At 62.4% G+C, this 25,250-nt stretch carries 21 protein-coding genes and 4 tRNA genes; 17 read left to right on the plus strand and 8 right to left on the minus strand.

Features of this window, described 5'->3' with window-relative positions; all coding sequences use genetic code 11:
• Nucleotides 1-183: 183 nt before the first annotated feature.
• The 15 genes from ACQ4W7_RS21950 (at nucleotide 184) to ahpF (ending at nucleotide 17,515) form a co-directional block, all read left to right on the plus strand.
• A complete protein-coding gene (locus ACQ4W7_RS21950; RefSeq protein WP_436533209.1) occupies nucleotides 184-1,215 on the plus strand; it encodes a zinc ribbon domain-containing protein in 1,032 nt (343 codons plus the stop codon).
• Nucleotides 1,216-1,261: 46 nt separating this feature from the next.
• Nucleotides 1,262-1,984 carry a hypothetical protein gene (locus ACQ4W7_RS21955; protein WP_436533211.1) on the plus strand — a complete coding sequence of 241 codons (723 nt, stop codon included), beginning with the start codon at nucleotides 1,262-1,264 and terminating at the stop codon, nucleotides 1,982-1,984.
• A gap of 69 nt (nucleotides 1,985-2,053) precedes the next feature.
• The gene (locus ACQ4W7_RS21960; RefSeq protein ID WP_426073933.1) at nucleotides 2,054-3,178 is read left to right on the plus strand and encodes a hypothetical protein; all 1,125 of its coding nucleotides are present in this window, start codon (nucleotides 2,054-2,056) and stop codon (nucleotides 3,176-3,178) included.
• 8 nt (nucleotides 3,179-3,186) lie between these two features.
• The gene (locus ACQ4W7_RS21965) at nucleotides 3,187-4,266 is read left to right on the plus strand and encodes a zinc ribbon domain-containing protein (protein ID WP_436533214.1); all 1,080 of its coding nucleotides are present in this window, start codon (nucleotides 3,187-3,189) and stop codon (nucleotides 4,264-4,266) included.
• A gap of 163 nt (nucleotides 4,267-4,429) precedes the next feature.
• Nucleotides 4,430-5,311: an EamA family transporter gene (locus tag ACQ4W7_RS21970; protein WP_436533216.1), complete on the plus strand. Its 882-nt coding sequence runs from the start codon at nucleotides 4,430-4,432 to the stop codon at nucleotides 5,309-5,311.
• Between the two features lie 208 nt (nucleotides 5,312-5,519).
• On the plus strand, nucleotides 5,520-6,479 hold the full coding sequence (locus ACQ4W7_RS21975; protein WP_436533218.1) for a sugar ABC transporter substrate-binding protein: 960 nt from the start codon (nucleotides 5,520-5,522) through the stop codon (nucleotides 6,477-6,479).
• Between the two features lie 91 nt (nucleotides 6,480-6,570).
• A complete protein-coding gene (locus ACQ4W7_RS21980; protein WP_436533220.1) occupies nucleotides 6,571-8,130 on the plus strand; it encodes a sugar ABC transporter ATP-binding protein in 1,560 nt (519 codons plus the stop codon).
• A gap of 18 nt (nucleotides 8,131-8,148) precedes the next feature.
• Nucleotides 8,149-9,120: an ABC transporter permease gene (locus tag ACQ4W7_RS21985; protein WP_426073928.1), complete on the plus strand. Its 972-nt coding sequence runs from the start codon at nucleotides 8,149-8,151 to the stop codon at nucleotides 9,118-9,120.
• A gap of 20 nt (nucleotides 9,121-9,140) precedes the next feature.
• Nucleotides 9,141-10,199 carry a LacI family DNA-binding transcriptional regulator gene (locus ACQ4W7_RS21990; protein WP_426073927.1) on the plus strand — a complete coding sequence of 353 codons (1,059 nt, stop codon included), beginning with the start codon at nucleotides 9,141-9,143 and terminating at the stop codon, nucleotides 10,197-10,199.
• Complete coding sequence (gene rbsK / locus ACQ4W7_RS21995) at nucleotides 10,196-11,107, plus strand: ribokinase (protein WP_426073926.1); 912 nt, start codon at nucleotides 10,196-10,198, stop codon at nucleotides 11,105-11,107. Before ACQ4W7_RS21990 ends, rbsK begins: the two co-directional genes overlap by 4 nt.
• 4 nt (nucleotides 11,108-11,111) lie before the next feature.
• Nucleotides 11,112-11,504: a D-ribose pyranase gene (rbsD, locus tag ACQ4W7_RS22000; RefSeq protein WP_436533223.1), complete on the plus strand. Its 393-nt coding sequence runs from the start codon at nucleotides 11,112-11,114 to the stop codon at nucleotides 11,502-11,504.
• A 134-nt stretch (nucleotides 11,505-11,638) separates the two neighbouring features.
• Nucleotides 11,639-14,491: an EAL domain-containing protein gene (locus ACQ4W7_RS22005; protein WP_436533225.1), complete on the plus strand. Its 2,853-nt coding sequence runs from the start codon at nucleotides 11,639-11,641 to the stop codon at nucleotides 14,489-14,491.
• 176 nt (nucleotides 14,492-14,667) lie between these two features.
• Nucleotides 14,668-15,063, plus strand: a complete 396-nt coding sequence (locus tag ACQ4W7_RS22010) for a DUF3597 domain-containing protein (protein ID WP_436533227.1) — start codon at nucleotides 14,668-14,670, stop codon at nucleotides 15,061-15,063.
• 188 nt (nucleotides 15,064-15,251) lie between these two features.
• Nucleotides 15,252-15,815, plus strand: a complete 564-nt coding sequence (gene ahpC / locus ACQ4W7_RS22015; RefSeq protein WP_034780873.1) for an alkyl hydroperoxide reductase subunit C — start codon at nucleotides 15,252-15,254, stop codon at nucleotides 15,813-15,815.
• A 104-nt stretch (nucleotides 15,816-15,919) separates the two neighbouring features.
• Nucleotides 15,920-17,515 carry an alkyl hydroperoxide reductase subunit F gene (gene ahpF / locus ACQ4W7_RS22020; protein WP_426073922.1) on the plus strand — a complete coding sequence of 532 codons (1,596 nt, stop codon included), beginning with the start codon at nucleotides 15,920-15,922 and terminating at the stop codon, nucleotides 17,513-17,515.
• A 71-nt stretch (nucleotides 17,516-17,586) separates the two neighbouring features.
• Here ahpF and ACQ4W7_RS22025 read toward each other — a convergent pair whose 3' ends face one another.
• The 8 genes from ACQ4W7_RS22025 to ACQ4W7_RS22060 all read right to left on the minus strand — a co-directional run bounded on the left by ACQ4W7_RS22025 (nucleotide 17,587) and on the right by ACQ4W7_RS22060 (nucleotide 22,808).
• A complete protein-coding gene (locus ACQ4W7_RS22025; protein WP_436533230.1) occupies nucleotides 17,587-17,934 on the minus strand; it encodes a CzcE family metal-binding protein in 348 nt (115 codons plus the stop codon).
• A gap of 134 nt (nucleotides 17,935-18,068) precedes the next feature.
• Nucleotides 18,069-18,695, minus strand: a complete 627-nt coding sequence (locus ACQ4W7_RS22030) for an ABC transporter ATP-binding protein (protein WP_436533232.1) — start codon at nucleotides 18,693-18,695, stop codon at nucleotides 18,069-18,071.
• On the minus strand, nucleotides 18,686-19,789 hold the full coding sequence (locus ACQ4W7_RS22035) for a hypothetical protein (protein ID WP_436533234.1): 1,104 nt from the start codon (nucleotides 19,787-19,789) through the stop codon (nucleotides 18,686-18,688). Before ACQ4W7_RS22035 ends, ACQ4W7_RS22030 begins: the two co-directional genes overlap by 10 nt.
• A 106-nt stretch (nucleotides 19,790-19,895) precedes the next feature.
• Nucleotides 19,896-19,972 (minus strand) — tRNA-Asp (locus ACQ4W7_RS22040).
• A 57-nt stretch (nucleotides 19,973-20,029) separates the two neighbouring features.
• A tRNA-Val gene (locus ACQ4W7_RS22045) sits at nucleotides 20,030-20,105 on the minus strand.
• A gap of 217 nt (nucleotides 20,106-20,322) precedes the next feature.
• Nucleotides 20,323-20,399 (minus strand) — tRNA-Asp (locus ACQ4W7_RS22050).
• A gap of 54 nt (nucleotides 20,400-20,453) precedes the next feature.
• A tRNA-Val gene (locus ACQ4W7_RS22055) sits at nucleotides 20,454-20,529 on the minus strand.
• A gap of 98 nt (nucleotides 20,530-20,627) precedes the next feature.
• Complete coding sequence (locus ACQ4W7_RS22060) at nucleotides 20,628-22,808, minus strand: S9 family peptidase (protein ID WP_436533236.1); 2,181 nt, start codon at nucleotides 22,806-22,808, stop codon at nucleotides 20,628-20,630.
• Nucleotides 22,809-23,011: 203 nt separating this feature from the next.
• Here ACQ4W7_RS22060 and dinB point away from each other — a divergent pair, with 203 nt between their 5' ends.
• Nucleotides 23,012-24,166, plus strand: coding sequence for a DNA polymerase IV (dinB, locus tag ACQ4W7_RS22065; protein WP_436533279.1), 1,155 nt, complete (start codon nucleotides 23,012-23,014; stop codon nucleotides 24,164-24,166).
• A gap of 118 nt (nucleotides 24,167-24,284) precedes the next feature.
• Nucleotides 24,285-25,181 carry a recombination-associated protein RdgC gene (locus tag ACQ4W7_RS22070; RefSeq protein ID WP_100874868.1) on the plus strand — a complete coding sequence of 299 codons (897 nt, stop codon included), beginning with the start codon at nucleotides 24,285-24,287 and terminating at the stop codon, nucleotides 25,179-25,181.
• Nucleotides 25,182-25,250: the final 69 nt, after the last annotated feature.

The following is a 25,250-nucleotide window of genomic DNA, read 5'->3' on the forward strand; positions in this document are numbered from 1 at the left end:
CCTTGGCGGCAGGATTTTTAGCAATATTTAAAAATTGAATAGAGCAAAAGGCAATTTTCCCTTGTGGCAACTTGGTGTTTGAAAATATACTCGTTGAATATTTAGCCGTACGGCAACAATGCTGCCATTCTGGCAAGCGATACAGGCGTACGGCGTCAGCGTTGATATGAAAAGAGATGCCAATTGAAATGCCTTTCCTGCCAGGCCGAGAATAAACCGGGCGCAAAATTCTGTTCTTCCTGCGGCACGACGTTTGCCGTTGCCACGACCGTTGCCACCACGGTGCCAGGCAAATCCTGTGGCCAGTGCGGCCACGATTGCAAGGCCGATGCCAAATTCTGCCCCAAGTGCGCGTTCAGCTTTGCCGTGGCGCCAGTGGCGTCGCCGGAGCCGATTCTTGAGCCGATTCCTGAACCAGTGCGTGTGTTCGTTCCTGAGCCCGCGCCAGTGGTAGAAGTGGTCGCGGAAGTTGTCCAGGAACCCATTCCTATTCCCATTCTCGTCTCCATCCCGCAGCCGGTCGCGCCGCCACCACCGCCGGTGCTGGAAAAGCGCCATGTCGATCCCGTGCCTGCGCCGGAACCAGAAGCCACTCCCGCACCAGTGACAGACAGCGTTCCCGACCTGCCAGTTGACAGCCAAACGGGCGGCAATCGCATGAAACTGATCGCCGCCGCCGTCGCCGCCGTGGTGCTGCTGGGCGGTGCGGGCGCTTACTATTTCTTGTCAGGCAAGCCTGCTACACCGGCATCCGAACCCGCTCCAGCCTTGCCCGCGTTGGAGGACCCTGCGCCTGCCGCCGAGCAGCCGCTGGCCATCAGCGACCCTGCGCTCGATGGCGCCACGACGGTCGATTTTACCGCGACACCTGCCGCGGCTGCAGACGAACCCGCGCCAGTGCCGGCGGCTGCACCTGCACCGGCACCTGCTCCGGCCCCCGAGCCGGCACCGGCACCCGTCGTGGAAAAACCAGCCAAGCCCGTCAAAGCCGTGCCGCCACCGGCGCCTGTCAAACAGACTACCGGCCTGGAAAGCGTGATCACGGAAAGCCTGTCGGAAGCGAGTCACTGCATGAGCCAGCGCAAATACGACTGTGCCATTGCCAACGCGAATGCCGTGTTGCGCATGGACACGGGCAACCGCTATGCGCTTGACATCAAGCGCAAGGCGAAAGAAGCGCAAGACAAGGCGCTGTCGCAAATCCAGATCGAGTAAGCCGCGCTGCTTGCCCCTCAATATTTTGTTCCTCCCGGAGAATAACGTGAAAAACTTGAAACAAATTGCCAAGCCCATGGTGGCGTTGCTGGTCGTGTCCTCGATGCTGGCCGGTTGCGCCGCGCCGGGCGGCCCAGGCGCCACCGGCACCACCACCGCAGGCACGGAAGCGGCCAGCGGTGAATGCAATACGGCCATGCTGGCCGGCATCGGCGCCGTCGTCGGCGGCTTGCTGGGCGGTGGCAACAATACCGTGCGCGGCGCGGCCTTGGGCGCCAGCCTGGGTGCGCTCGCCTGCGTGGCCTTGAATTATCAAAGCCAGCAAGTCAAGACGGCGCAGCAGGTGCAGACCGATTACAAGGTGGCCAACAAGGGCAAGCTGCCCGAGCAGTCGACCCTGGTGAAATATGAGACAGGCTTTACGCCGTCCTCCGTGCGTCCGGGCCAGAAGGCGCAGACCAATTCGTATATTGAAGTGGCGGCCGGCACGCGCGATCCGAATCCGCTGGTGGAAGAAGAATTGAGCCTGTACAAGCCAAATGGTGAGCTGATCAAAACTGTGCGCAAAGTGGTCAGCAGCAACAACGGCAGCGGCGCCTACAAGGGCGGCTTCTCGATTCCCATGCCCGAAGGCGTGCCGCAGGGTATTTACCCCGTGCGTACCGCCTTGTACCTGAATAGCAAGCGTGTCGGTGGACAGGACGTCAAGCTGCAGATCGTCCAGCGCCAGGCGCCTGCGAGCGAGCTGCAACTGGCGCGTGCCTACTAACATAGATAGCAATACCACGGGGCGGCCAGGCAGGCCGTCCCATCCCGATTGACCCCTTCCAGGCTAGACATGACCATTTCCACAGAAGCACATAAACCGTTTCCCTTTTCCTCCGCCGTGGGATCGCTGATCGAAGCGACCGACGCCATCAAGAATTTTCGCGCGATTGCCCTGCTGGCCCTGACCTTCATCGGCGCCGTGCTCGTCGGTGGCGTGCTGACGATGCTCGCCGGCAGCATGAGCAGTGTCGTGCTGGCCTTCCTGGGCGGCCTGATGGCTTTCCTGGTGATGTTTTACGGCTCCAACGCCGTGGGCATCTTGCTGATGCGCGATGTGCAGGGCCAGCCTGGCCTGAGCCTGGTTGATGCCGTGCTCGTCTCGCTGTACACCAGCCACCGCCTGATCGCGGTCGTCTTCCTGGAATTTTTGATCGTGCTGGCGGCCATGATCGCCATCGCCATCATCTTGTTCGTCTGCAAGATCCCCGTGCTCGGCCCCGTGCTGTACGCGGTGGTCTTCCCGCTGTCGGCCATCGTGCTGGGCGTGCTGGTGTTTGCGCTGTTCTACGTGATGCTGCCGCTGGCCGGCCCTGCCGCCTGGTCGGGCGCCAGCGTGTTCCAGATCATTGCCCGCCTGAACCTGATCGTGCGCACCAAGCTGGTCTCGGTGATCTTGCTGGAAGTGCTGCTGTTCCTGATCACCTCGTTTGCCGCGCTGCTGATCTTTGGCGTGCTGGGCACGGGCGTGTCGCTGACCACGGGCATGTCGGCCGGCATCCTGGGCCTGGGCAACCAGATGAACATGTTTTCCCTGACTTCGGGTCTGAACGGCGGTTCCGGGTATATCATCGCTGCCGGCCTGGGCGGCGGCTTGCTGATGGCGGCCGCGGCCGTGGTGCCGGGCCTGATCTTTACCAAGGGCGTGTGCATCATTTACCTGAACGCCACGCGCAATGTCGATTTCAGCGCCTCCGAAGCGAGCCTGAACGACGGCCTGGCCGTGGTCAAGAAGAAAGCCGAGGAAGCGCGTGAACGTGCGCGTGCCCTGGCCGAGCAGGCGACGGCACCAGCCGCTCCAGCCGCCCCGGCAGCGCCAGCCGCTGCACCGGCTGACAGCCTGCAATGCCCGAGCTGCAAGGCACCTGTCGCATCCGACGATGCGTTCTGCGGCGAATGCGCGCATCAACTCAAGTAAGGCATACCATGGCTCACTTTTGCACCAAATGCGGCACCGCCTATGTCCCCGGCGCGCGCTTTTGCGATGAATGCGGCAAGGCCCTGGCTGCCGCGACAGCACCAGCAACGGCGCCGGTCAGGCCGGTCGGGGCCGGCGTGCAACGGCGCCACCTCATCCTGGCCGGCGGCGCGCTGGCGGTGGTCATCGTGGCCGGTGGCGCCCTGGCGTGGCTGCTGGCGCCAGAGGCGGCCTCGGCCAGCAGTTTCAGCCGCGCCATCAATGCCCACCTGGCGACCGACGAGACGGCGCGCGACAAGTTGCTATGCCTCACCAATTTGCCGTACCAGAAGGAAGAAATTCGCGTGGCCTCGTACGACAGTTCGACTCGGCAATGGCTCGATATCCTCGTGCGTGGCGGGCTGTACGCCGCTCCCGTCGAACAAGGCAGTGGTGGCTGGCTTGCGCAATCGCAATTTGTCTACGCGCTGGCCGCACCGGGCAAGGCCGCCTTGCGCGGCGACAAGCTATGCGTGGCCAAGGGCGTGAAAGTGGCCAAGGTCAGCGGCTACGATCAGGTGCGCGACCTGGGCACACAGCAAGTGGCGATGGCCAAGGCCACGCTGGCGTTGACCGATGAGGCGGCGTGGTTCGCCAAGTCGGCGGACCGCGCGCTGATTCTGCAACGCTTGCCGGACGGCGACCTGGAAGTGCGGTTGCCGCTGTCGCTGGTCGACAAGCAGTGGCAAGTCATCGACGAAGCGCAGATGAGCCAGGCGGCCATGACCGGTGTGATAGGCAAAGCACCGGCCGTGCAGGGCGCGGGCATGCTGGACAAGCTGAAGAGCGTGTTCCGCTTTGGCGGCCACCCGGCGGTGGGGAAATGGCAGGCGGCGATGGGCAATGTCCTGGAATTTACAAGTGACAGCGTGATCAATAACGGGACCTCGACCAAGGCCACCTTCACCACCAAAGGCAATACCGTGACGATCGCGCCGGAAGGTGCGGGTGATGCGGCCATGGACATTATCGTCAGTGACGATGGCAGCACGGCGCAGATCAGCATGGGCGGCATGCGGGTGACGACCCTGCGGCGCATGCGCGACTAAGCGGCGATCCAGGCGGCGCAGCTTGCCGCCTGGCACAGTCCCCGCAGCCCGGTCATGCCGGGCTTTTTTACGCCCGTCAGGCAGCGGCGCAGCGACTGGTTTATCTTGACATCAAGATAATCTGCGATCACACTGGGCTTTTATCTTAACGTCGAGATAGTATATGTCCGCCTCCGCTGCCCGCCCCGCCTGGGGCGATATTTTGCTCACGGCGCTGGCGCCCCTGATCTGGGGTTCCACGTATATCGTCACGTCCGAATTGCTGCCGCCCGATCGCCCCTTCACGGCGGCCTTGATCCGCGTGCTGCCGGCAGGCTTGCTGTTGCTGCTCCTGATGCGGCGCCTGCCCGCGCGGCGCGACTGGAGCCGCGTGCTGATCTTGTCTGCATTAAATATCGGCGTGTTCCAGGCGCTGCTGTTCGTGGCCGCCTACCGCTTACCGGGCGGCCTGGCGGCCGTGGTGGGGGCCATCCAGCCGCTGTTGGTGATGGGCCTGGCCTGGGGCGTGGAAGGGCGCCGTCCGGCCCGCCTTGCGCTGCTGGCCAGCGTGCTGGGCGTGGCCGGCATGGGCGTCCTGTTGTTGTCGCCGCGCACGGTGTGGGAACCCATCGGCATCGCCGCAGCACTGGGCGGCACGGCCTGCATGGCGGCTGGCACTTACCTGACGCGGCGCTGGAGGCCGGACTTGCCCGTGCTGGCGCTGACGGGCTGGCAATTGCTGCTCGGCGGCCTGATGCTGGCGCCCGTCGCCTGGCTGGCAGACGCACCCTTGCCAGCGCTATCCCTGCAGCAAGTCCTGGCCTATGCCTACCTGTGCCTGGCCGGCGCCTTGCTGGCGTATGCCCTATGGTTCCGTGGCATCGCCCGCCTGTCGCCCGTTGCCGTCTCGTCGCTGGGCTTGCTCAGTCCCCTGATGGCTGTCGTGCTGGGCTGGGCCTTGCTGGGCCAGGCCATGACGGGCTGGTCGATGCTGGGCTTGCTGCTGGTGCTGGCCAGCGTGCTGGCCGTGCAGTGGGCCAGCGCCCGTCCCGCAACAACCCCCTGATTTCCGTCCATTTCCCCCAGGCAGGCTGATCGCATCGGCCTGCCTGTTCTCCTCTGGGCATTCCTTTTTTGCTGCACCGCACATACAGTTTTGCTTGCACTGATATAGCGCATTGAGGCACTATTCGCATCGCGCAAACGTTTGCGCGCAATGAAATTTCATAAAAGCATGCTCTACACGTGCTTGACCAACAACTCTGGAGACGCTCATGACATCCCGTATTCGCCTGAAAATGATTGCCGCCGCTGTCCTGGTGTGTGCCTTGCCCGCCTTGCCGGCCATGGCGCAGACACCTGCCAAGCCGAAGGTGGCGCTGGTGATGAAGTCGCTCGCCAATGAATTTTTCCTGACCATGGAAAACGGCGCCAAGGCGCATCAGAAGGCGAATGCCGCCAAGTACGACTTGCTGTCGAACGGCATCAAGGATGAAACGGATACGTCGAGCCAGATCAAATTGGTCGAGCAAATGATCGTCTCGCGCGTCAACGCGCTGGTGATCGCGCCGGCCGATTCGAAAGCGCTGGTGCCGGTGCTGAAGAAAGCCATCGACGCGGGCATCATCGTCGTCAATATCGACAACAAGCTCGACGAGGGCGCCCTGAAAGAGAAGGGCATCACCGTGCCGTTCGTCGGTCCGGACAACCGCAAGGGCGCCAAGGTGGTCGGCGACTACCTGGCCAAGCAAATCAAGAAGGGCGATCCGGTCGGCATCCTCGAAGGCGTCTCCACCACCTACAATGCGCAGCAGCGCACCCTGGGTTTCCAGGACGCCATGAATGCGGCCGGCGCCAAGGTCGTCAGCGTGCAGTCGGGCCAGTGGGAAATCGCCCCTGCCAACACGGTGGCGGCCGCCATGCTGAACGCCAACCCGAATATCAAAGCTTTGCTGTGCGGTAACGACAACATGGCCATCGGCGCCATTTCCGCCATCAAGGCGGCCGGCAAGACGGGCAAAGTGCTGGTCGTCGGCTACGACAACATCAACGCCATCAAGCCGATGCTGGCCGATGGCCGCGTGCTGGCTACCGCCGACCAGTTCGGTTCGCAGCAAGCCGTGTTCGGCATCGAGACCGTGCTCAAAGCCCTGGCGCAAAAGAAGAAACAGGCTGAGCTTGGTGGCGTCATCGAAACCAAGGTCGAACTGGTCGCCAAGGGCGCCCAGTCCTGATCGCCTGATCGTTTGATCCCGCCGGGGCCGGCGCCTGCGTACTCACGAGTAGGCGGTGCCGGCCCCGCCGCCACTACCGCGGAGTTTTATCATGCCTACCGACATTCCCCCGGCGCCACCGGCCGCCACCCCTCTATTGACCCTGGACAACATCGGCAAGTCCTATGTCGGCCCCGTGCTGGGCGGCGTGGGCTTGCGCTTCGCCCCTGGCCAGGTGCTGGCGCTGACGGGAGAGAACGGCGCGGGCAAGAGCACCCTGTCGAAGATCATCTGCGGCCTGGAGCAAGCCACCACGGGCACGATGCTGCTCGATGGCAAGCCCTATCAGCCTGCCTCGCGCGCTGCCGCCGAGGCGCTGGGCATCCGCATGGTGATGCAGGAACTCAATTTGATTCCCACCCTGTCGATCGCGGAAAACCTGTACCTCAAGAATTTGCCGCAGCGTTTCGGCTTCATCGACCGACCGCGCCTCGAACGCGATGCGCGCGAACAGATGGAGAAAGTCGGCCTGGGCGGACTCGACCCGTGGACACTCGTGGGCGAGCTGGGCATCGGCCACCAGCAAATGATCGAAATCGCGCGCAACCTGATCGGTTCCTGTCGCCTGCTGGTGCTTGACGAGCCGACGGCCATGCTGACGCACCGCGAAGTGGAATTGCTGTTCCTGCAAATCGAGCGCCTGAAGGCCGAAGGCGTGTGCATCATCTATATTTCGCACCGCCTGGAAGAACTCAAGCGCGTGGCTGACCGCATCGCCGTGCTGCGCGATGGGCAACTGGTGTGCGATGACGATATCGCGGGACACTCCGCCGCCGACCTGGTCAGCCTGATGGTGGGCCGCTCGGCCGACGATGCGGTGGACTTGAGCGGGCGCACCATCGGCGCGCCGCTGCTGCGCGTGCGCGGCCTGGCGCGCGGCAAGGTGGTCAAGCCCACCTCGTTCGACTTGCGCGCCGGCGAAATCCTCGGCATTGCCGGCCTGATCGGATCGGGCCGCACGGAATTGCTGCGCCTGATTTTCGGCGCCGACCGCGCCGATGCCGGCGAAGTTTTCCTCGGTGACAGCACAACGCCCGCCGCCTTGACCTCGCCGCAGGCGGCTGTCCAGGCCGGCATCGCCATGATCACGGAAGACCGCAAGGGACAAGGCTTGTTGCTGCGCCAGTCCATCGCCGTCAACACCACCCTGGCCTCGCTTGATACCGTCAGCCACGCTGGCCTTGGCTGGCTCAACGATGCGGCCGAAGCGACGGTGGCCGACGATTATATCCAGCGCCTGGGCATCCGCTCGCGCAACAGCGCGCAAACGGTGGCGGAACTCTCTGGCGGCAACCAGCAAAAAGTGGTGATCGCCCGCTGGCTGTACCGGGACTGCCCCGTGATGCTGTTCGACGAGCCCACGCGCGGCATCGATATCGGCGCCAAGTTTGATATTTATCAGGTGCTGGCCGAACAGGCGCGCCAGGGCAAGGGCTTGCTCATCGTGTCGAGCGACTTGCGCGAGCTGATGCTGATCTGTGACCGCATCGCCGTGATGAGCGCGGGCAGCATCGTCGAGACCTTCGAGCGCGGTGCCTGGAGCCAGGACGTGCTGCTGTCGGCCGCCTTCTCCGGCTATTTGACCCCAACTTCCACTCCAGCTGCGGCCTGATCCGCCGGAAAGATTCCCATGACCACCCACTCCTCACCTTCGTATCTGCAGCGCAGCCTGGCCGACCTGAAAAACTATGCGGGCCTGATCGGCGCCCTGCTGGCCATGTGCGTGCTGTTCTCGTTTGCCAGCGAAAACTTCTTTACGCTCGCCACGCTCAGCACCCTGTCGAACAACATCCCGACTTTGGTGGTAATGGCTGTCGGCATGACCTTCGTGCTGATCATCGGCGGCATCGACCTGTCGGTCGGCTCCGTGATGGCGCTGGCCGCCTCCGTGCTATCGCTGGCTGTCGTGCACTGGGGCTGGCCCGTGTGGAGCGCGGCCCTGCTGGGCATGTTCGTCGCCGCGCTGTGCGGCGCCACCACGGGCCTGATTTCCGTCGGCTGGCGCATTCCCTCATTCATCGTTTCGCTGGGCGTGCTGGAAATGGCCCGGGGCCTCGCCTATCAAGTGACCAATTCGCGCACGGAATACATCGGCAGCGCCGTTGACGGCATCAGCTCACCGATCGCCTTTGGCCTGTCGCCCGCCTTCATCGCCGCCATCGCCATTGTTGTGATCGGCCACCTGGTGCTCACGCGCACGGTGCTGGGACGCCACTGGATCGGTATCGGCACGAATGAAGAAGCCGTGCGTTTGTCCGGCATCAACACGAAACCGTCAAAAGTGCTGGTGTTTGCCTTGATGGGTTTCCTCGCCGGCGTGGGCGCCCTGTTCCAGGTCTCGCGCCTGGAAGCGGCCGACCCGAATGGCGGCGTGGGCATGGAATTGCAAGTGATCGCCGCCGTCGTGATCGGCGGCACCAGCCTGATGGGCGGGCGCGGTTCCGTCATCAGCACGTTTATCGGCGTGCTGATCATTTCCGTGCTGGAAGCGGGCCTGGCGCAAGTGGGCGTGTCCGAACCCGTGAAACGCATTGTCACGGGCCTGGTGATCGTCGCCGCCGTGGTGCTCGACACTTACCGCCGCCGCGGCGAGCGTTCGTAAGGGAAGGAAACCGCGCGACCATGGCAACCATCAAACAAGTGGCGCAGGCGGCAGGGGTGTCGTTTACCACTGTCTCGCACGTCCTCAACAATACCCGCCCCGTCAGCGACGAGGCGCGCCGCGCCGTGCTGGCGGCGGCGGAGCAATTGCATTACGTGCCTAGCGCGCTGGCGCGTTCCTTGCGCAGCCGCAGCACGGGTACCATCGGCCTGATCATCCCAAATAATACGAACCCGTATTTTTCGGAAGTGGCGCGCGGCATCGAGGACAGCTGCTACGCTGCCGGCTACAGCGTGATCCTGTGCAATTCCGATGATGACCCCGTCAAGCAGCGCGACTACCTGAACGTGCTCTTGACCAAGCGCTGCGACGGCTTGATTTTATCCGCGCTGGCCGACAGCGATGGCGAATTGCTGCGCAAGATGAAGGTGCCGGCCGTGCTGCTCGACCGCGCGCCCAGCGACCTGTCCATCGATGCCGTGGCTGTCGACAACCGCGCCGGGGGATCTTTGGCCGCGCGCCATTTACTGGGGCTGGGACGCCGGCGCCTCGCTTGCATCGCCGGCCCCCGCGAAGTGAGCATTTCCAACGAGCGCGTCGACGGCGCGCGCGGCGCCATGGCGGACGCGGGCGTGGTCCTGGCCGACGCACTGTGCCGCCATAGCGATTTTACGAGCGCGGGCGGCTATGCGGCGGCGCTGGACTTGCTGGCGCTGCCGCAAGGCCAGCGCCCCGACGCCTTGTTCTGCTGCAATGACTTGATGGCATTTGGCGCCCTGCGCGCCGCCGCCGAGCGCGGCATTGCCGTGCCGGGCGAGCTGGCCGTCGTCGGCTTCGACGATATCGACCTGGCCAGCTTCGTGCATCCGGCCTTGAGCAGCGTGGCGCAAAACACGCGCGAGCTGGGCCACATCACGGCCGCCTGCCTGCTGGCGCGCATCGCCGACCCGGCCTTGCCGCGCCAGCAGCGCAGCATCGCGCCCGAACTGCACGTGCGCGGCTCCAGCGTGCCTGCCACTGTAACTTCTTCCGCACCGACTTCTTCACCTGCAACTGAACTGATGGGAATGACATCATGATCGTGGTTATCGGCAGCATCAATATGGACCTGGTCTTGCGCGTGCCGCGCATGCCCCTCCCCGGCGAAACCCTGACGGGCGGCGCTTTTCGCACCATTCCTGGCGGCAAGGGCGCCAACCAGGCCGTCGCTTGCGCGCGCCTCAGCGGCAAAGTGGCCGCCGGTGGCCAGCAAGTGGCCATGGTCGCTTGCGTGGGCGATGATGCGTTCGGCACGACCCTGCGCGCGGCGCTGGTGGGCGACGGCATCATCGATAGCCACATCACCACCTTGCCCGGTGTCGCGTCCGGCATCGCCTCCATCCTCGTCGACGAGAATGGCCAGAACAGCATCGTGATTGCCGGCGGCGCCAACGATCTGCTCAGCCCCGCGCACATTGACGCGGCGCAAGGGTTAATTGAACAGGCCGATATTGTCGTGCTGCAGCTGGAAACGCCGATGGCCACCGTCGTGCACGCCATCAAATTGGCCCGTTCCCTGGGCAAGACCGTGGTGTTGAACCCGGCCCCGGCCGCCAGCTTGCCGGACGGCGTGCTGGAACTGGTTGACTACCTGATTCCGAATGAAATCGAAGCGGCCATGCTGGCCGGCGTCAGCCCGGAAGGCGTGGACGTCAAGGTGCTGGCGGCTGCGCTGCAAAAGCTGGGCAGCGATAACGTCATCATCACCCTCGGCTCCAAGGGCGTGCACGCGGCGCTGTATGGCGGCGATTATGATTTCCCGGCCGAAGTGGTGAAAGCCGTCGATACGACGGCCGCCGGCGATACCTTTATCGGCGGTTTTGTGGCGGGCCTGGCGTCCGGCATGGACGAGGCCGAAGCGATTCAACAAGGCCAGCGCGCAGCCGCCTGGAGCGTTACCAAGCCTGGCGCGCAAACCTCGATCCCCCACTTGCACGAGCTGTTCTGAACCTATGAAAAAATCACCGCTGCTCAATATTGCGCTGTCGCACATGATTGCTTCGCTGGGGCATGGCGATATGCTCGTCATCGGCGATGCGGGCTTGCCGTCGCAACCGGGCGTGCCCCTGATCGACCTGGCCTTGACGCGCGGCATTCCCGGCTTCATCGATACCGTGAACACCGTGCTGAGCGAAATGCAGGTGGAATACCATTTGTTCGCCAGCGAGTTACCGCAGCACAACCCGGTCATGGCGGCGCAGGTGGTGGCGCTGGATTTACCCGATGCGCGCCAGGTGACGCACGACGAGTTCAAGCAACTGTCGAAGGGCGCGCGCGCCATCGTGCGCACGGGTGAGTGCAGTCCGTATGCCAACGTCATTCTGGTGGCTGGCGTCGTGTTCTAGCGCAAATAATGGTGAAACTGTTTGCCAAAAACATCATCGTTATTGACTTCACAGAAATAATCATCCATCGGCAAAAGGGGCGGCTACAATAGCCTTACCCCTGCCAGCTCGGCAGTTTCCTGTGGTGTCCTGCCATGCCGATGAAAGCAGCCGACGCTTTCCGCTCCTTCTTGCCGCCTGCCGGCAGGCTTGTGTACGGTTGGCGCTGCCTTTTCTTCCTGCTGCTGTGCCTGGCAACGCCCGTCCGGGCGCTGGAATCCATCTCCCTGCAGCTCAATTTCACGCATCAATTCCAGTTTGCCGGCTATTACGCGGCCATCGAGCAAGGTTACTACCGCGAGGCGGGGCTGGAGGTCAAGCTGGTCGAAGGCAGCGGCGTGTCGCGTGCCGAGGCCGCCGTGCTGGCGGGTCAGGCCGAGTATGGCGTCGGCAACAGCAGCTTGTTGCTCAGCCGCATGGCTGGCAAGCCCCTGGTGGTGCTGGCCGTGGTGTTCCAGCATTCGCCCAACGTGCTGCTGATGCGCCGGCATGGCGGCGCGCCCGATGTGCGCAAGCTGGCGGGGGCGGCCGTGATGATAGGTGCGTCCGACGTGGCGACCGCTTCCGATGAAGTGTCGCTGTTCCTGCAGAAAATGGGCGTCGCGCCGCAGCAGCTGCGTCACTTGCCGCCCAGCTACCGGGTCGAGGATTTGATCGACGGCAAGGTCGATGCGATTGCCGCGTATTCCACCAACGAACCGGACTACCTGGACCGGGCGGGTTTTTCCTACTATCAATTTACGCCGCGCACGGCCGGTATCGATTTCTACGGCGACAACCTGTTTACCAGCGAGCACGAGCTGCGTCGCCATCCCGAGCGCGTCAAAGCGTTCCGTGCGGCCAGCCTGCGCGGCTGGCAATACGCGATGGCGCACCGCGAGGAAATGGCGCGTCTGATCCACGTCAAATACAGCCAGCGCCACGACCGCGCGCATCTGCTGTACGAGGCGCAGCAGATGGAATTGCTGCTGCAGCCCGTGCTGGTGGAGCTCGGCTACATGAATCCCCAGCGCTGGCAGCATATCGCCGACACGTATGTCGCCATGGGCGTGTTGCCGCCCAATGCCACGGACAGCGGCGCCTACAAGGACTTTTTGTATCGCCCCGTGCCAGGCGCCGACCTGGGCTGGCTGTACCTGTCGCTGGGCGTGGCGGGCAGCCTGCTGGCCGTGTCGGCGGCCTTTCACTTCAGCAATCTGGCGCGCGAGCGCCACCGCACCGAGGAAACCATCCGCCAGGGGGAGTTGCGCTTTCGCACCATGTTCGAGGAAGCGCCCATGGGCATCGCCCTGATCGATACCGTGAGCGGACAATTTCTCGACATTAATCCGCGCTACCTGGCCATCAGCGGGCGCAGCCTGGAACACATGAAGCGGTCGAGCTGGATGGAGATCAGCCATCCCGACGACGTGGCCGGCGAGCAAGAGCAGGTGGCGCAGCTGCTGGCGCGGCGTATGCAGGGCTTCCGCCACGCCAAGCGCATCGTGCGTCCCGATGGCGGCGTGGTCTGGGTCGATGCATCGGTGACGGCCATTGCCACGGCGCGCCACGGCGGGCCACACCACCTGTGCATGCTGGAAGACGTGACGGACAAGCGGCAAACGGAAGCGCTAATCTGGCAGCAAGCCAATTTCGATACCTTGACGCAATTGCCGAACCGGCGCATGTTCCACGAGCGCCTGCGCCAGGCGCTGGCCCAGGGCCGCCGCGATACGAGCCGCGTGGCCATCCTGTTCATCGACCTCGACCATTTCAAGGAAGTCAACGACACCCTGGGCCACCACCAGGGTGATATTTTGCTGATCGAAGCGGCGCGGCGCATCCGCGTCGGCGTGCGCGAGACGGACACGGTGGCGCGCCTGGGCGGCGATGAATTCACGGTGATTCTGTCCGACCTTGATGATCTGCAGCAAGTCGACCGCATCGCGCGGCAGATACTCGACGGCTTGCTGGCGCCGTTTTTGCTGGGACAGGAACAGGCATTCGTCTCGGCTTCGATCGGCATCACCCTGTATCCGGACGACGCGGGCACTATCGAGGACTTGCTCAAGCATGCGGACCAGGCCATGTATGTCTCGAAAGGGGCGGGGCGCAACCGCTACAGCTACTTTACGCCGGCGATGCAAGTGGCGGCCGTCAACCGCATGCGCATGGGGGCGGACTTGCGCACGGCCCTGCGCGAACAGCAGATGCAGCTGCATTATCAGCCCATTGTCGAACTGCGTAGTGGCAATATTGTTAAAGTGGAAGCCTTGCTGCGCTGGCATCATCCGCAGCGGGGCATCGTGTGCCCGCCCGATTTCCTGGCGCTGGCCGAAAGCAGCGGTTTGATCGTGGAGATCGGCGACTGGGTGCTGCGCACGGCGGCCGCGCAATTGCTGCACTGGCGCGCGCAGGGCCAGGCCATCGGCTTGCCGGGACTGCAGCTGTGTCTGAACCAGTCGCCGCTGGAATTGCAGCGCGAAGTGGAGGCGCCCGGCACCTGGCTGCGCCAACTGATGGCGTTCGATGTGCCGGCCTCGGCCATCGTGCTCGACATGCGCGAAGATGCGCTGCTGGGACACGGTGCCAGCGCCGGCAACGGCATGGCGCAGCGGCTGCAGCATTTGCGCGAGGCGGGCTTGCAGATCGCCCTGGACGACTTCGGTAGCGGCCAGGCCTCGCTGACGCAATTGCAGCAATGCGGCATCGATTACCTGAAACTCGACGGCGTGCTGGTGCGCAAGCTGGCGCCCGGCGCCAGCGAACTGGTGCTGTGCGAAGCCATCGTCACCATGGCCCACAAGTTGGGCTTGCGGGTCATCGCCGAAGGGGTGGAGACCGAAGAGCAGCGCGCGCGGTTGCTGGAGATCGGCTGCGATTTTGCACAAGGCGATTTGTTTGCGCCGCCGCTGGCCATCGAAGCGTTCGATGCGCTGCTGCACGCCCGGCGGCCCTTGCACCCTTGAAACAGGCATACTCTGCCACCAGATGTCCACTGGCCCTGCGGGACAGGGCTCCCGGCCTGAACAGGCTTATACTCGACGGGCTGGCGCCTGCGCCCGGCTCCAGCTGTCACCGGTTCGCGTTATGAACCGGGCGCGCAGGCAAATCTTCTTCCATTCACTCAACTTGAGGTGACCTCATGGGCATTTTCAGCAATATCTACAACAAAATCTTCCACCATGCTTCCGACGCCGCTCCGGCAGCCACGCCAGCCGCCGCTACGACAGCACCTGCAGCAGCATCGGCGGCAGCACCTGCACCAGCGGTTGCCGTGCCGGTGGTGGACGTGGAAGTGGTGCTGGTCGACCTGGCCAGCAAGAACGCGGAAACACTCAATTGGCGCACATCCATCGTCGACCTGATGAAACTGCTTCAGCTTGACAGCAGCCTGGCCGCGCGCAAGGAACTGGCACAAGAGCTGCACTTCACGGGCGATACCAATGATTCGGCCAGCATGAATATCTGGCTGCATCGCCAGGTGATGATCAAGCTGGCGGAAAACGGCGGCAAGGTACCGGAAGAACTGAAGAACTAAGCACCCGGCGGCAGCACGAATCCCCACCGCTGCCGCTATTCAATCCTGCAAGAACTGCCTATGATGGTGTTCCCATAGCGTTTCGATAGCTAAAACCAATTGAAACTATTGTTACAATCAATTTTGCATATGGATTAAAACCCCTTACACTAGGGTCTTACTGATTCACCACACGAGAGGAAATGATTATGTCGCTCATCAATACCCAAGTTAAACCATTCAAGGCAACCGCGTTCCACAATGGCAAATTCGTCGACCTGACAGAAGCGTCGCTGAAAGGCAAGTGGTCGGTATTCGTGTTCTACCCAGCCGACTTCACCTTCGTTTGCCCAACCGAACTGGAAGACCTGGCCGATCACCACGCTGAATTCCAGAAGTTGGGCGTCGACGTCTACGGCATCTCGACCGACTCGCATTTCGCGCACAAAGCATGGCATGACACCTCGGACGCGATCAAGAAAGTGCAATACGCCCTGATCGGCGACCCAACCGGTACCCTGTCGCGCAATTTCGAAGTCATGATCGAAGAAGAAGGCATGGCACTGCGCGGTACCTTCGTCATCAATCCAGACGGCTTCATCAAAGTGCTGGAAGTGCATGACAACGGCATCGGCCGTGACGCATCGGAACTGTTGCGCAAAGTCAAGGCAGCCCAATACGTTGCCGCTCACCCAGGCGAAGTTTGCCCAGCCAAATGGACGGAAGGCGCAGCAACCCTGACCCCATCGCTGGACCTGGTTGGCAAGATTTAAGTCTTGAAACCTTGCAATATCTAGCAGCAAACAAGTAGTTACCGCGATGCCGGACCGGGTGTCCGGCCCGGCATTCGCCTAAATATTTGTCAAAGGAAAAAATCATGTTGGACGCAAATCTCAAAGCGCAGTTGAAAACCTATTTGGAAAAAGTAGTGCAGCCTATTGAGATCGTCGCCAGTCTCGATGACAGCGCCAAGGCCCGTGAAATGGAAGAATTGCTCCAGGAAATCGTCCTGTTGAGCGACAAGATCACTCTGGTCAAGCGCAATGATGGCGCCGAGCGCAAGCCATCGTTCAGTATCAACCGCCCAGGCACCGATATCGGCGTGCGTTTCGCCGGCATCCCGCTGGGCCATGAATTTACTTCGCTGGTGCTGGCGCTGCTGCAAGTGGGCGGCCACACCATCAAGTTCGACGACGCCGTGATCGAACAGATCCGCAACCTCGACGGCGACTACGAGTTTGAAACGTTTATTTCGCTCTCCTGCCATAACTGCCCGGAAGTGGTGCAGGCATTGAATGCCATGGCCGTGATCAACCCGCGCATCAAGGTCACCACCATCGATGGCGGCGTGTTCCCGAAAGAAGTGGAAGCGCGCCAGATCATGGCCGTGCCGATGATGTTCCTGAATGGCCAGCATTTTGGCCAGGGACGCACGAATGTCGAGGAAATCCTCGCCAAGCTCGACACCAACGCCGGCGCACGTCAGGCGGAAGCGCTGAACAAGAAAGACGTCTTTGATGTATTGATCGTCGGCGGCGGCCCTGCCGGTGCGGCAGCGGCCATCTACGCGGCCCGCAAAGGCATCAAGACGGGCGTGCTGGCCGAGCGTTTTGGCGGCCAGGTACTCGATACCCTGGCCATCGAGAATTTCATTTCCATCAAAGAAACGGATGGTCCGAAGTTTGCCATGGCGCTGGAACAGCACGTCAAGGAATACGAAGTCGACATCATGAACACCCAGCGCGCCACGAAGTTGACGCCGGGCAAGCTGGTCGAGATTGAAACGGCGAATGGCGCCATCTTGAAAGCCAAGACCGTCATCCTGGCCACCGGTGCCCGCTGGCGCGAAATCAATGTGCCGGGCGAGAAGGAATACCGCAACCACGGCGTGGCGTACTGCCCGCACTGCGATGGTCCTTTGTTCAAGGGCAAGCGCGTGGCCGTGATCGGCGGCGGCAACTCGGGTGTGGAAGCGGCGATCGACCTGGCCGGCCTGGTGAAACACGTGACCCTGATCGAGTTCGGCGCGGAACTGCGCGCCGATGCAGTGCTGCAACGCAAGCTGCACAGCCTGCCTAACGTGACCGTGATCACCTCGGCGCAAACCACCGAGATCCACGGCGATGGCAAGATCGTCAATGGCCTGCGCTACACGGACCGCATTAGCGGCGAGTCGAACAAGGTCGAGCTGGAAGGCGTCTTCGTGCAAATCGGCCTGGTGCCGAACACGGAGTGGCTGAAAGGCACGGTAGCGTTGTCGCGCCACGGTGAAATCGAAGTCGATGCCCGCGGCCAGACTTCGATCCCCGGCGTGTTTGCAGCCGGCGACGTCACCACGGTGCCGTACAAGCAGATCATCATCGCCACCGGCGAAGGTGCCAAGGCAGCCCTGTCCGCCTTTGACCACCTGATCCGCTCGGATGACGAGGAAGTGGTCGAAGAGTCCGCTGTCAAGGAAGCACTGACGGCTTGATCATTGCGCTGTATCAAAAAAAACCGGAACGGCCGCGAGGCTGTTCCGGTTTTTTTATGCGTAGAGGAAACTCAGCTGCCCGCGTACTGGGGATTGGCGGCCACATACACGGCGACGCCATCGACGGGCATGTCCTTGGGCGCGATCTCGCTCAGGGCGAAGACAGTCTTGTTGTTGAAGGTTTGCACGTGCCACGTAAAACGCTGGCCGGCGCGCGCGATGGTGACGGCTTCGCCGCGCGTGACGTTGATGTGCCGCGTCTCGGGCTGCAGGTCGATGCTGCGCTGGGCGGCGGTATGGGGGACGCTGCTGCCATAGTCGGCGGGCGTGCCCGTGGGGCCGGCGGCGATGGCCGAGGTGGCACAGGTGGCGAAGGCGGCGCACAGGATGGCAAGGGCGTTGCGGTGGGTGTTCAACATAATTTCTCCAAGAATAAGCCAGGCGCGGTGCATAACCGCGCCATTTTGTTGTTGTGGCTGCACCGGGATCGCCGGTTTTTGCAACACGGCATCGTAAGCGTTTCTTGGTTGAACTGCAAATCTGTATTTTCTGTCTATATTTCCACCGTCGCCGCCAGCGGTACGTCCGGCGCCAGGTGGCTGGTCAGCACGATGCATTGGCGCGCCAGGCGAAGCGGGTCGGCCAGGCGCGCGCGCAGATGCGCCATGGCGGCCGCGTCGAGGCCATTGAATGGTTCATCGATCAGCAGCAGGCGCACGGGCAAGGCCAGGGCCAGCGCCAGTTGCAGTTTTTTGTGCTGGCCCAGCGAGAGGGCGGTGATGCTTTGCTGCAAGGTGGACGTCATGGCAAACGCCTTCAGCTCGTCGTTCAGCAGGGATTGGTCGCTGCCCGGGTACAGTGCCAGGTGCAAGTCGAGCCATTCATGCACCTGCAGCCAGGGCAGGGCGGGCGCGTCGCCGTCGCAATAGAAGGCCAGTGCGCGGTACGCCAGCGGCATGCAGCCGCTGTCGACGTCATCCAGACGGATGGCGCCGCGCGCGGGCAGCAGGGCGCCACCCGCCAGTTTCAGCAAGGTCGTCTTGCCGGCCCCGTTCGCGCCGCGCAGCCAGGTGATGCCGGGGCCGAATTGCAGATTGCAGCCCCGGAAGACGCTGTGCGTGGCAAAGTGAAAATCGAGGTGCTGGATCTGCAGGACAGGAGAGGGGATATTCAATTCCATAATTCGCTTCCGATAGCGCTCACGGCAAGGATGGACAAGACGACGAGGACGACGCGCCCGCGCGCCTTGAGGCGGGGCAAGCCGACGATGGCCAGCAGGGCCGCGCTGGCGGTGAGGGCATACACGCTGGTGACGCGCTGCTGCAAGGAGGCGGGGTGGATGTTGTACAGTAAGACAGCGCCTGCCAGCAGCACGGCAAACGGTGGCAGCAGGCTCGCGGCGCAGGCCAGGCGTGTCAAGGCAGTGCTGGCCAGGGGCCAGGCGTTCAGCGAAGGGCGCAGCACGGCGATCTGCTCGCGCACGGCCTTGTCGCCGCGGTCCGTCACAATGATCAGGCTGGCGCTGGCCAGTAAACCGAGCAGCGGTGCGGGCACCAGGGGCGCACGCAGCAGCCAGGCCAGCATACTGGCGCCAGCAGTGGCCAGCAGCACGCTTTGCTGGATGCCAATCACATTGTCGTTACGCCAGAACGGCAGCCAGAACAGCTGGCGCCACAGGAACACGGTGCGCCAGCGCGGCCGTTGCGGCACATAGGCGCTCATCGTTGGCGGGCGCGCCCTTTGTGCGGGGCGTGGCGCGCGCAGGCGCTGCGTCACGATGAGCGTCGTCAGCAGCCAGGCCAGCAGCCAGGCGGCGATGGTGGCGGCGATGCCAGGCGCGACAATCGGGCGCAGCCAGGGCGGCGACTGCACCAGCCAGATGGCGGCCGAGACGGCATAAGCGAGGCCCAGCGGCAGCATCAGCAAGCCGGCCACGGCTACATCGGCTTGCCAGCGCAAGCGCGTCGGCAAGGGCAGCTGGCGTAGCCAGGCGGCGATGGGGGCCGGCAGCAGCCGCTTGCGCAGCAGCCAGGCGGGCAGGCAGGTCAGCAGGGCTTGCGCGCTCAGCACGCCCAGGGCGGCGGGCCAGGGCAGGCTCACGGCGAGAAAGCCGGGCAGGGCGATGACGCTGAGTAGACCCAGCAAGACGGGGCCGGCCAGGAACACGAGAATTTCCATGGAGCTGGCCAGGCTGGCGGCAAATTGCAGCAAAGCATGATGGGCCAGGCGCAGGCGCAGGGCGAGGTAAGGGGAAAGACTGTGGGGCAGGCGCATCAGGCAGGAGCTGCAGAGTCAGGAGGAGCGCTGATTCTAGTGCATTTTTCGGGCCTGAAATGGGAAAAGCCCTTCGGTTCTGGGAACCAAAGGGCTTTTCTTTTATTGGCGGAGCGGACGGGACTCGAACCCGCGACCCCCGACGTGACAGGCCGGTATTCTAACCAACTGAACTACCACTCCAAGCTCGTATGATCTGTGTTGCTGATCCATGAAGCACTGGACAATTTTCTGTATTGGTGGTGGGTGCTGAGAGGCTCGAACTCCCGACCTACGCCTTGTAAGGGCGCCGCTCTACCAACTGAGCTAAGCACCCGCATACCCAGAAAACTATCCCGACGTTTGTCACCACGTCTGGAAGAGGCACTATTATAGGGGGCGCTTTCCCGCTTGTGCAACTATTCTTGAGGGCTAAAAGCAGTTTTTTTGCTGAAAAGCGCAAAAATGTTCAAGGGGAGGAGTACTGAGGTGTTTTTTGCTTCTGAAATGGGAAAAGCCCTTCGGTTCTGAGAACCAAAGGGCTTTTCTTTTATTGGCGGAGCGGACGGGACTCGAACCCGCGACCCCCGACGTGACAGGCCGGTATTCTAACCAACTGAACTACCACTCCAAGCTCGTATGATCTGTATTGCTGATCCATGAAGCACTGGACAGTTTTCTGATTTGGTGGGTGCTGAGAGGCTCGAACTCCCGACCTACGCCTTGTAAGGGCGCCGCTCTACCAACTGAGCTAAGCACCCGTTGCTTGTCTCAGAAAACTATCCCGACGTTTGTCACCACGTCTGGAAGAGGCGCTATTATAGGACGATGGAAATCCTTGTGCAAGCGCTTTTTCACATTATTCCGTGATATTCCATTGGGACAGCATCCACGCCATATTAAACGCGTTCTCGGCGATGGCGTTGTAGCGGCCCGAAGCGCCGCCATGGCCGGCGCCCATATTCGTTTTCAGCAGCAGCGGATTGCTGTCCGTTTTATACGCGCGCAGCTTGGCCACATACTTGGCCGGTTCCCAGTACATGACCTGGCTGTCGTTGAGGCCCGTCGTCACCAGCATGGCGGGATAGTTCTTGCGCGCAATGTTGTCGTAGGGCGAATAGCTGAGCATGTAGTCGTAGGCCGCTTTCTGGTTAGGATCGCCCCATTCCAGGTATTCGCCCGTCGTCAGGGGCAGGCTGGCATCCATCATGGTATTCATCACGTCGACAAACGGCACGGCCGCGTGCACGGCGTGGAACAGGTCGGGGCGCATGTTGATGACGGCACCCATCAAGAGGCCGCCCGCGCTGCCGCCCTGGATGATCAGGCGGTTCGGGCTGGTCCATTTTTCGCGCACCAGGTAATCGGCGCTGTCGATGAAGTCATGGAAGGTGTTTTTCTTCTTCATCAGCATGCCGTCTTCATGCCAGGCTTCGCCCATGTCCGTCCCGCCGCGGATATGCGCTTGCGCATAGATGACGCCCCGCTCCAGCAGGCTGATGCGGCTGATGGAAAAAGTGGCTTCCGTGGAAATGCCATACGAGCCATACGAGTACAGCAGCAGCGGTGCGGAACCGTCGAGCTTGACGCCCTTCTTGTATACGACCCACAGCGGCACTTGCACGCCATCGCGCGCCTTCACCCACAAGCGCTGCGTGGTGTAGCGGCTGCCGTCAAAGCCGCCGACGATTTCCTGCTGTTTCAGCACCGTGCGCTTGCCATCCTCCATGCTGACGTCAATCACCGTGGGCGGCGTGACAGGCGACTGGTATGACATGCGAAATTGTGTGGCGGAAAACTCCGGCGTGCCGACCGACGTGGCCAGGTAGACGGGGTCGTCGAATTGCACCGTCTTCCAGTTTTTATGCGCGAAATCGTAGATGCGCGCGCGGTTCAGGGCGCGTGCCTTTTCCATCACCACCAGGTAGCCCTGGAAGACGTCGATGGACTGGATCACGGCGTCCTTGTTGTGCGGCACGACGGGCTTCCAGTGTTTCAGCTGCGGCGCAGACAGCGGCGCGCTGACGACGCGGAAATTCTTCGCCTCCTTGTTGGTGAGAATATACAGCTGGCCGTCGCGGTGTTCGACGACGTAGCGGTGGCCTTTTTCGCGTTTCAGCACGCTCTGGAAACTGCCTTGCGGCTTGTTCGTTGGCAACAGCAGCACTTCGGTGGTATCCGTGCTGCCCGAGGTCAGCACGAAGAACTGCTTGTCATGCGTGCGGTCCACATGGATGGCGAACTGTTCCACCGGCTCGTGGTAGACCTGTTGCGGCGCGCCGCCCAGGGCCAGGCGGAACAAGCGGTCCGAGCGCTTGGTGGTGGCATCTTCCTGGGCCAGCATCAGGGTGGCATTGTCCGCCGCCCAGGCCAGCGAGGTCACGCGTGGCATGCTGTCGCCCAGCAACTTGCCCGTCTTCAAATCCTTGACATGCAGCTCGTACTGGCGGAAACCCGTCGTGTCGGTGGTGTAGGCCAGCAATTGTTCATTCGGGCTGATGGAAAACGCGCGCACGGCAAAGAATTTGTGGCCTTCGGCCAATTGATTCTGGTCCAGCAGGATTTCTTCGACCGCTTGCGCATCGTAGGCACCGCTGGCGCCGACAGGACGGCGGCAATGAAGCGGGTATTGCTTGCCCGCTTCCGTGCGCGTGTAATAGTAAAAATTACCTTGGCGCGCAGGCACGGACAGGTCCACTTCCTGCATGCGGCCCTTGACTTCCGCAGTCACCTTGTCGGCCAGCGGCTGGATCGGGGCCGTGACGGCGGCCGTGTAGGCGTTTTCCGCATTCAGGTAATCGATCACGGCAGGATCGGTTTTCTTTTGCAGCCAGCGGTAGTCGTCCGTGACGACCGTGCCGTGGCGCGTTTCCTGCCAGGCTGTCTTGCCGGCAACCGGCGCGGTGGACGTGGCGACGGTGGCGGCAACGGTGGTGGTAGTGTCGGCCAGCGCAGATGGCGCCAGCGTGGATAGCAGCAGGGCCGGCAGGATGGATGACCAGACGGACCGGCGGCGCGAAGCGTGATGGGTGATAGACAAGACGACTCCTTTTAATAGTTGTGCCAAGATTGTAATCTTGCCATTGAGAAAAGCAACCGCTGATCGCCGCCGTCGCGCCGCGTTCGTTTCATCTTGCATCCGGGGCCATTTCGGGTAATACTGTATGCATGCACAGTATCTTGCCGCAATAAAGGCAAGCCAATCCGCCGCGAGGTGCCCCTTTGACCCTATCTGCCCCAATATTGCCTGAAGCGCGCCGCTGGATTGCCCACCTGGACATGGACGCCTTCTTCGCCTCCGTGGAACTGTTGAAATATCCGCAATTGCGCGGCGAAGCCGTCGTCATTGGCGGCGGCCGGCTGCAGCAGCCCGTGCTGCAGGAAGATGGCACCCGGCAATTTGCGCGCATGCGCGACTACGTGGGGCGCGGCGTCGTCACCACGTCGACCTATGCGGCGCGTAAGTTTGGCGTGTTTTCCGCCATGGGCATCATGAAGGCGGCCAAGCTGGCGCCGGACAGCATCCTGCTGCCGGCCGATTTCGAGGCTTACCGCGAGTATTCGGCCCGCTTCAAGCAAGCCGTGGCCCAGTTGTGCCCCATCATCCAGAACGTGGGCATCGATGAAATTTATGTCGACCTGACCGAATACGGCGAGCAGGCGCCGGCCATGGCGGCGCGCCTGAAGGCGGCCGTGTTCGAAGCGACGGGCCTGTCGTGCTCGATCGGCCTGGCGCCCAACAAATTGCTGGCGAAAATCTGTTCTGATCTGGAAAAACCCGACGGATTGACCATTTTGTCGCCCGAGGATATTGAAACGCGCGTGTGGCCCTTGCCGGCAAAAAAGATCAACGGCATCGGCCCGAAAGCCACGGCCAAGCTGGAAGCCTTGGGCATTGTCAGCATTGGCGAGCTGGCGCAAGCCGACCTGGCCATGTTGCGCACGCAGTTCGGCGACCTGTACACGGGCTGGCTGCGCCAGGCGGCGCTGGGCATCGATGAGCGGCCCGTGCAGACGAGCAGGGAAACCAAGTCCGTCAGCCGCGAAACGACGTTCGAGCGCGACTTGCAGGTGGTGCGTGACCGCGCCACCCTGTCGGAAAAGCTGGAAAGCCTGTGCACGCGCGTGGCGGGCGACCTGGATAAACAGTCGCTGGCGGGGCGCACGGTGGGCATCAAGCTGCGCTTCGAGGATTTCAGCACCGTCACGCGCGACATCACCCTGCCCAGCGCCACGGCGGACGCCGCCGCCATCCTGCGCGCCAGCCGCGATTGCCTGCGGCGCGTGCCGTTTGAAAAGAAAATCCGCCTGCTGGGCGTGCGCATCTCGACCTTGTCCGATCCGGCCGGCGTGACGCGGCAGGCGCCAGCCCAGGCGGAGCTGTTCCCCGCCCTGTAGCGGCATTCCCCATGCATAACAAGCATCGCGCCAGTCCGCGCTTTTGACGGCATTCCCGTGTCGAAAGTGTAGAATGGCGTTCCCCTGGCACTACTGAAACAAACGGAAGACAAAAATTATGTGGTTCAAGAATCTTCAGATTTACCGCCTGCCCGCACCATGGGCTTATACGCCAGAACAACTGGAAGAGGCCTTGTCCTCGAACAAATTTACGCCGGCGACCAGCATGGATCTGATGCGCCAGGGCTGGGATACGCCACGCCCGAATGGCGGTCTGGTCCACGTGGTCAACAAGCAAATGCTGATCTTGCTGGGCACGGAAAAGAAACTGTTGCCAGCGACCGTCATCAACCAGGTGGCCAAGGCCCGCGCTGCCGAGATGGAAGAAGCGCAAGGCTTTGCGCCTGGCAAGAAAGCCATGAAAGAATTGAAAGAGCGCGTAGCCGACGAGCTGCTGCCGCGCGCCTTCAGCATCCGCAGCAACGTCTGGACGTGGATCGACCCCGTCAATGGCTGGCTGGTGGTCGATGCCGCCAGCCCGGCAAAAGCCGATGAAGTCATCAAGCTGCTGTTGAAGGCCGTCGATAAACTGCCGCTGGAAAGTCTGCGCGTGCAGCGCTCGCCGGTGGCGGTGATGACGGAATGGCTGCAAGCGGACGATGCGCCTGCCGGCTTCACGGTCGACATGGATACGGAATTGCGCGCCACGGGCGAAAGCAAGGCCACCGTGCGCTACGTGCGCCATACCCTGGAAGCGGACGATGTGCGCCGCCACATCGCGGCCGGCAAGCAGTGCACGCGCCTGGCCATGACGTGGAATGACAAGATATCGTTCGTGCTGACGGAGTCCCTGGCCATCAAGAGCGTCAAGCCGCTGGACGTGATCAAGGAAACGGAATCGAGCACGAAGAACGACGACGAACGTTTCGACGGCGACGTGATGCTGATGACGGGCGAGCTGAGCAAGCTGATGGCCGATGTGGTCGAAGCCTTGGGCGGCGAAGCGACTGCATAAAAGCAGTCGTACAGGTACGGAAAAGGAGCTGCGGCTCCTTTTTTTTCGTTCCTCGCTTGGCATGGCGAA

Source organism: Janthinobacterium algoris (assembly GCF_051380935.1).
GTDB lineage: Bacteria > Pseudomonadota > Gammaproteobacteria > Burkholderiales > Burkholderiaceae_D > Janthinobacterium.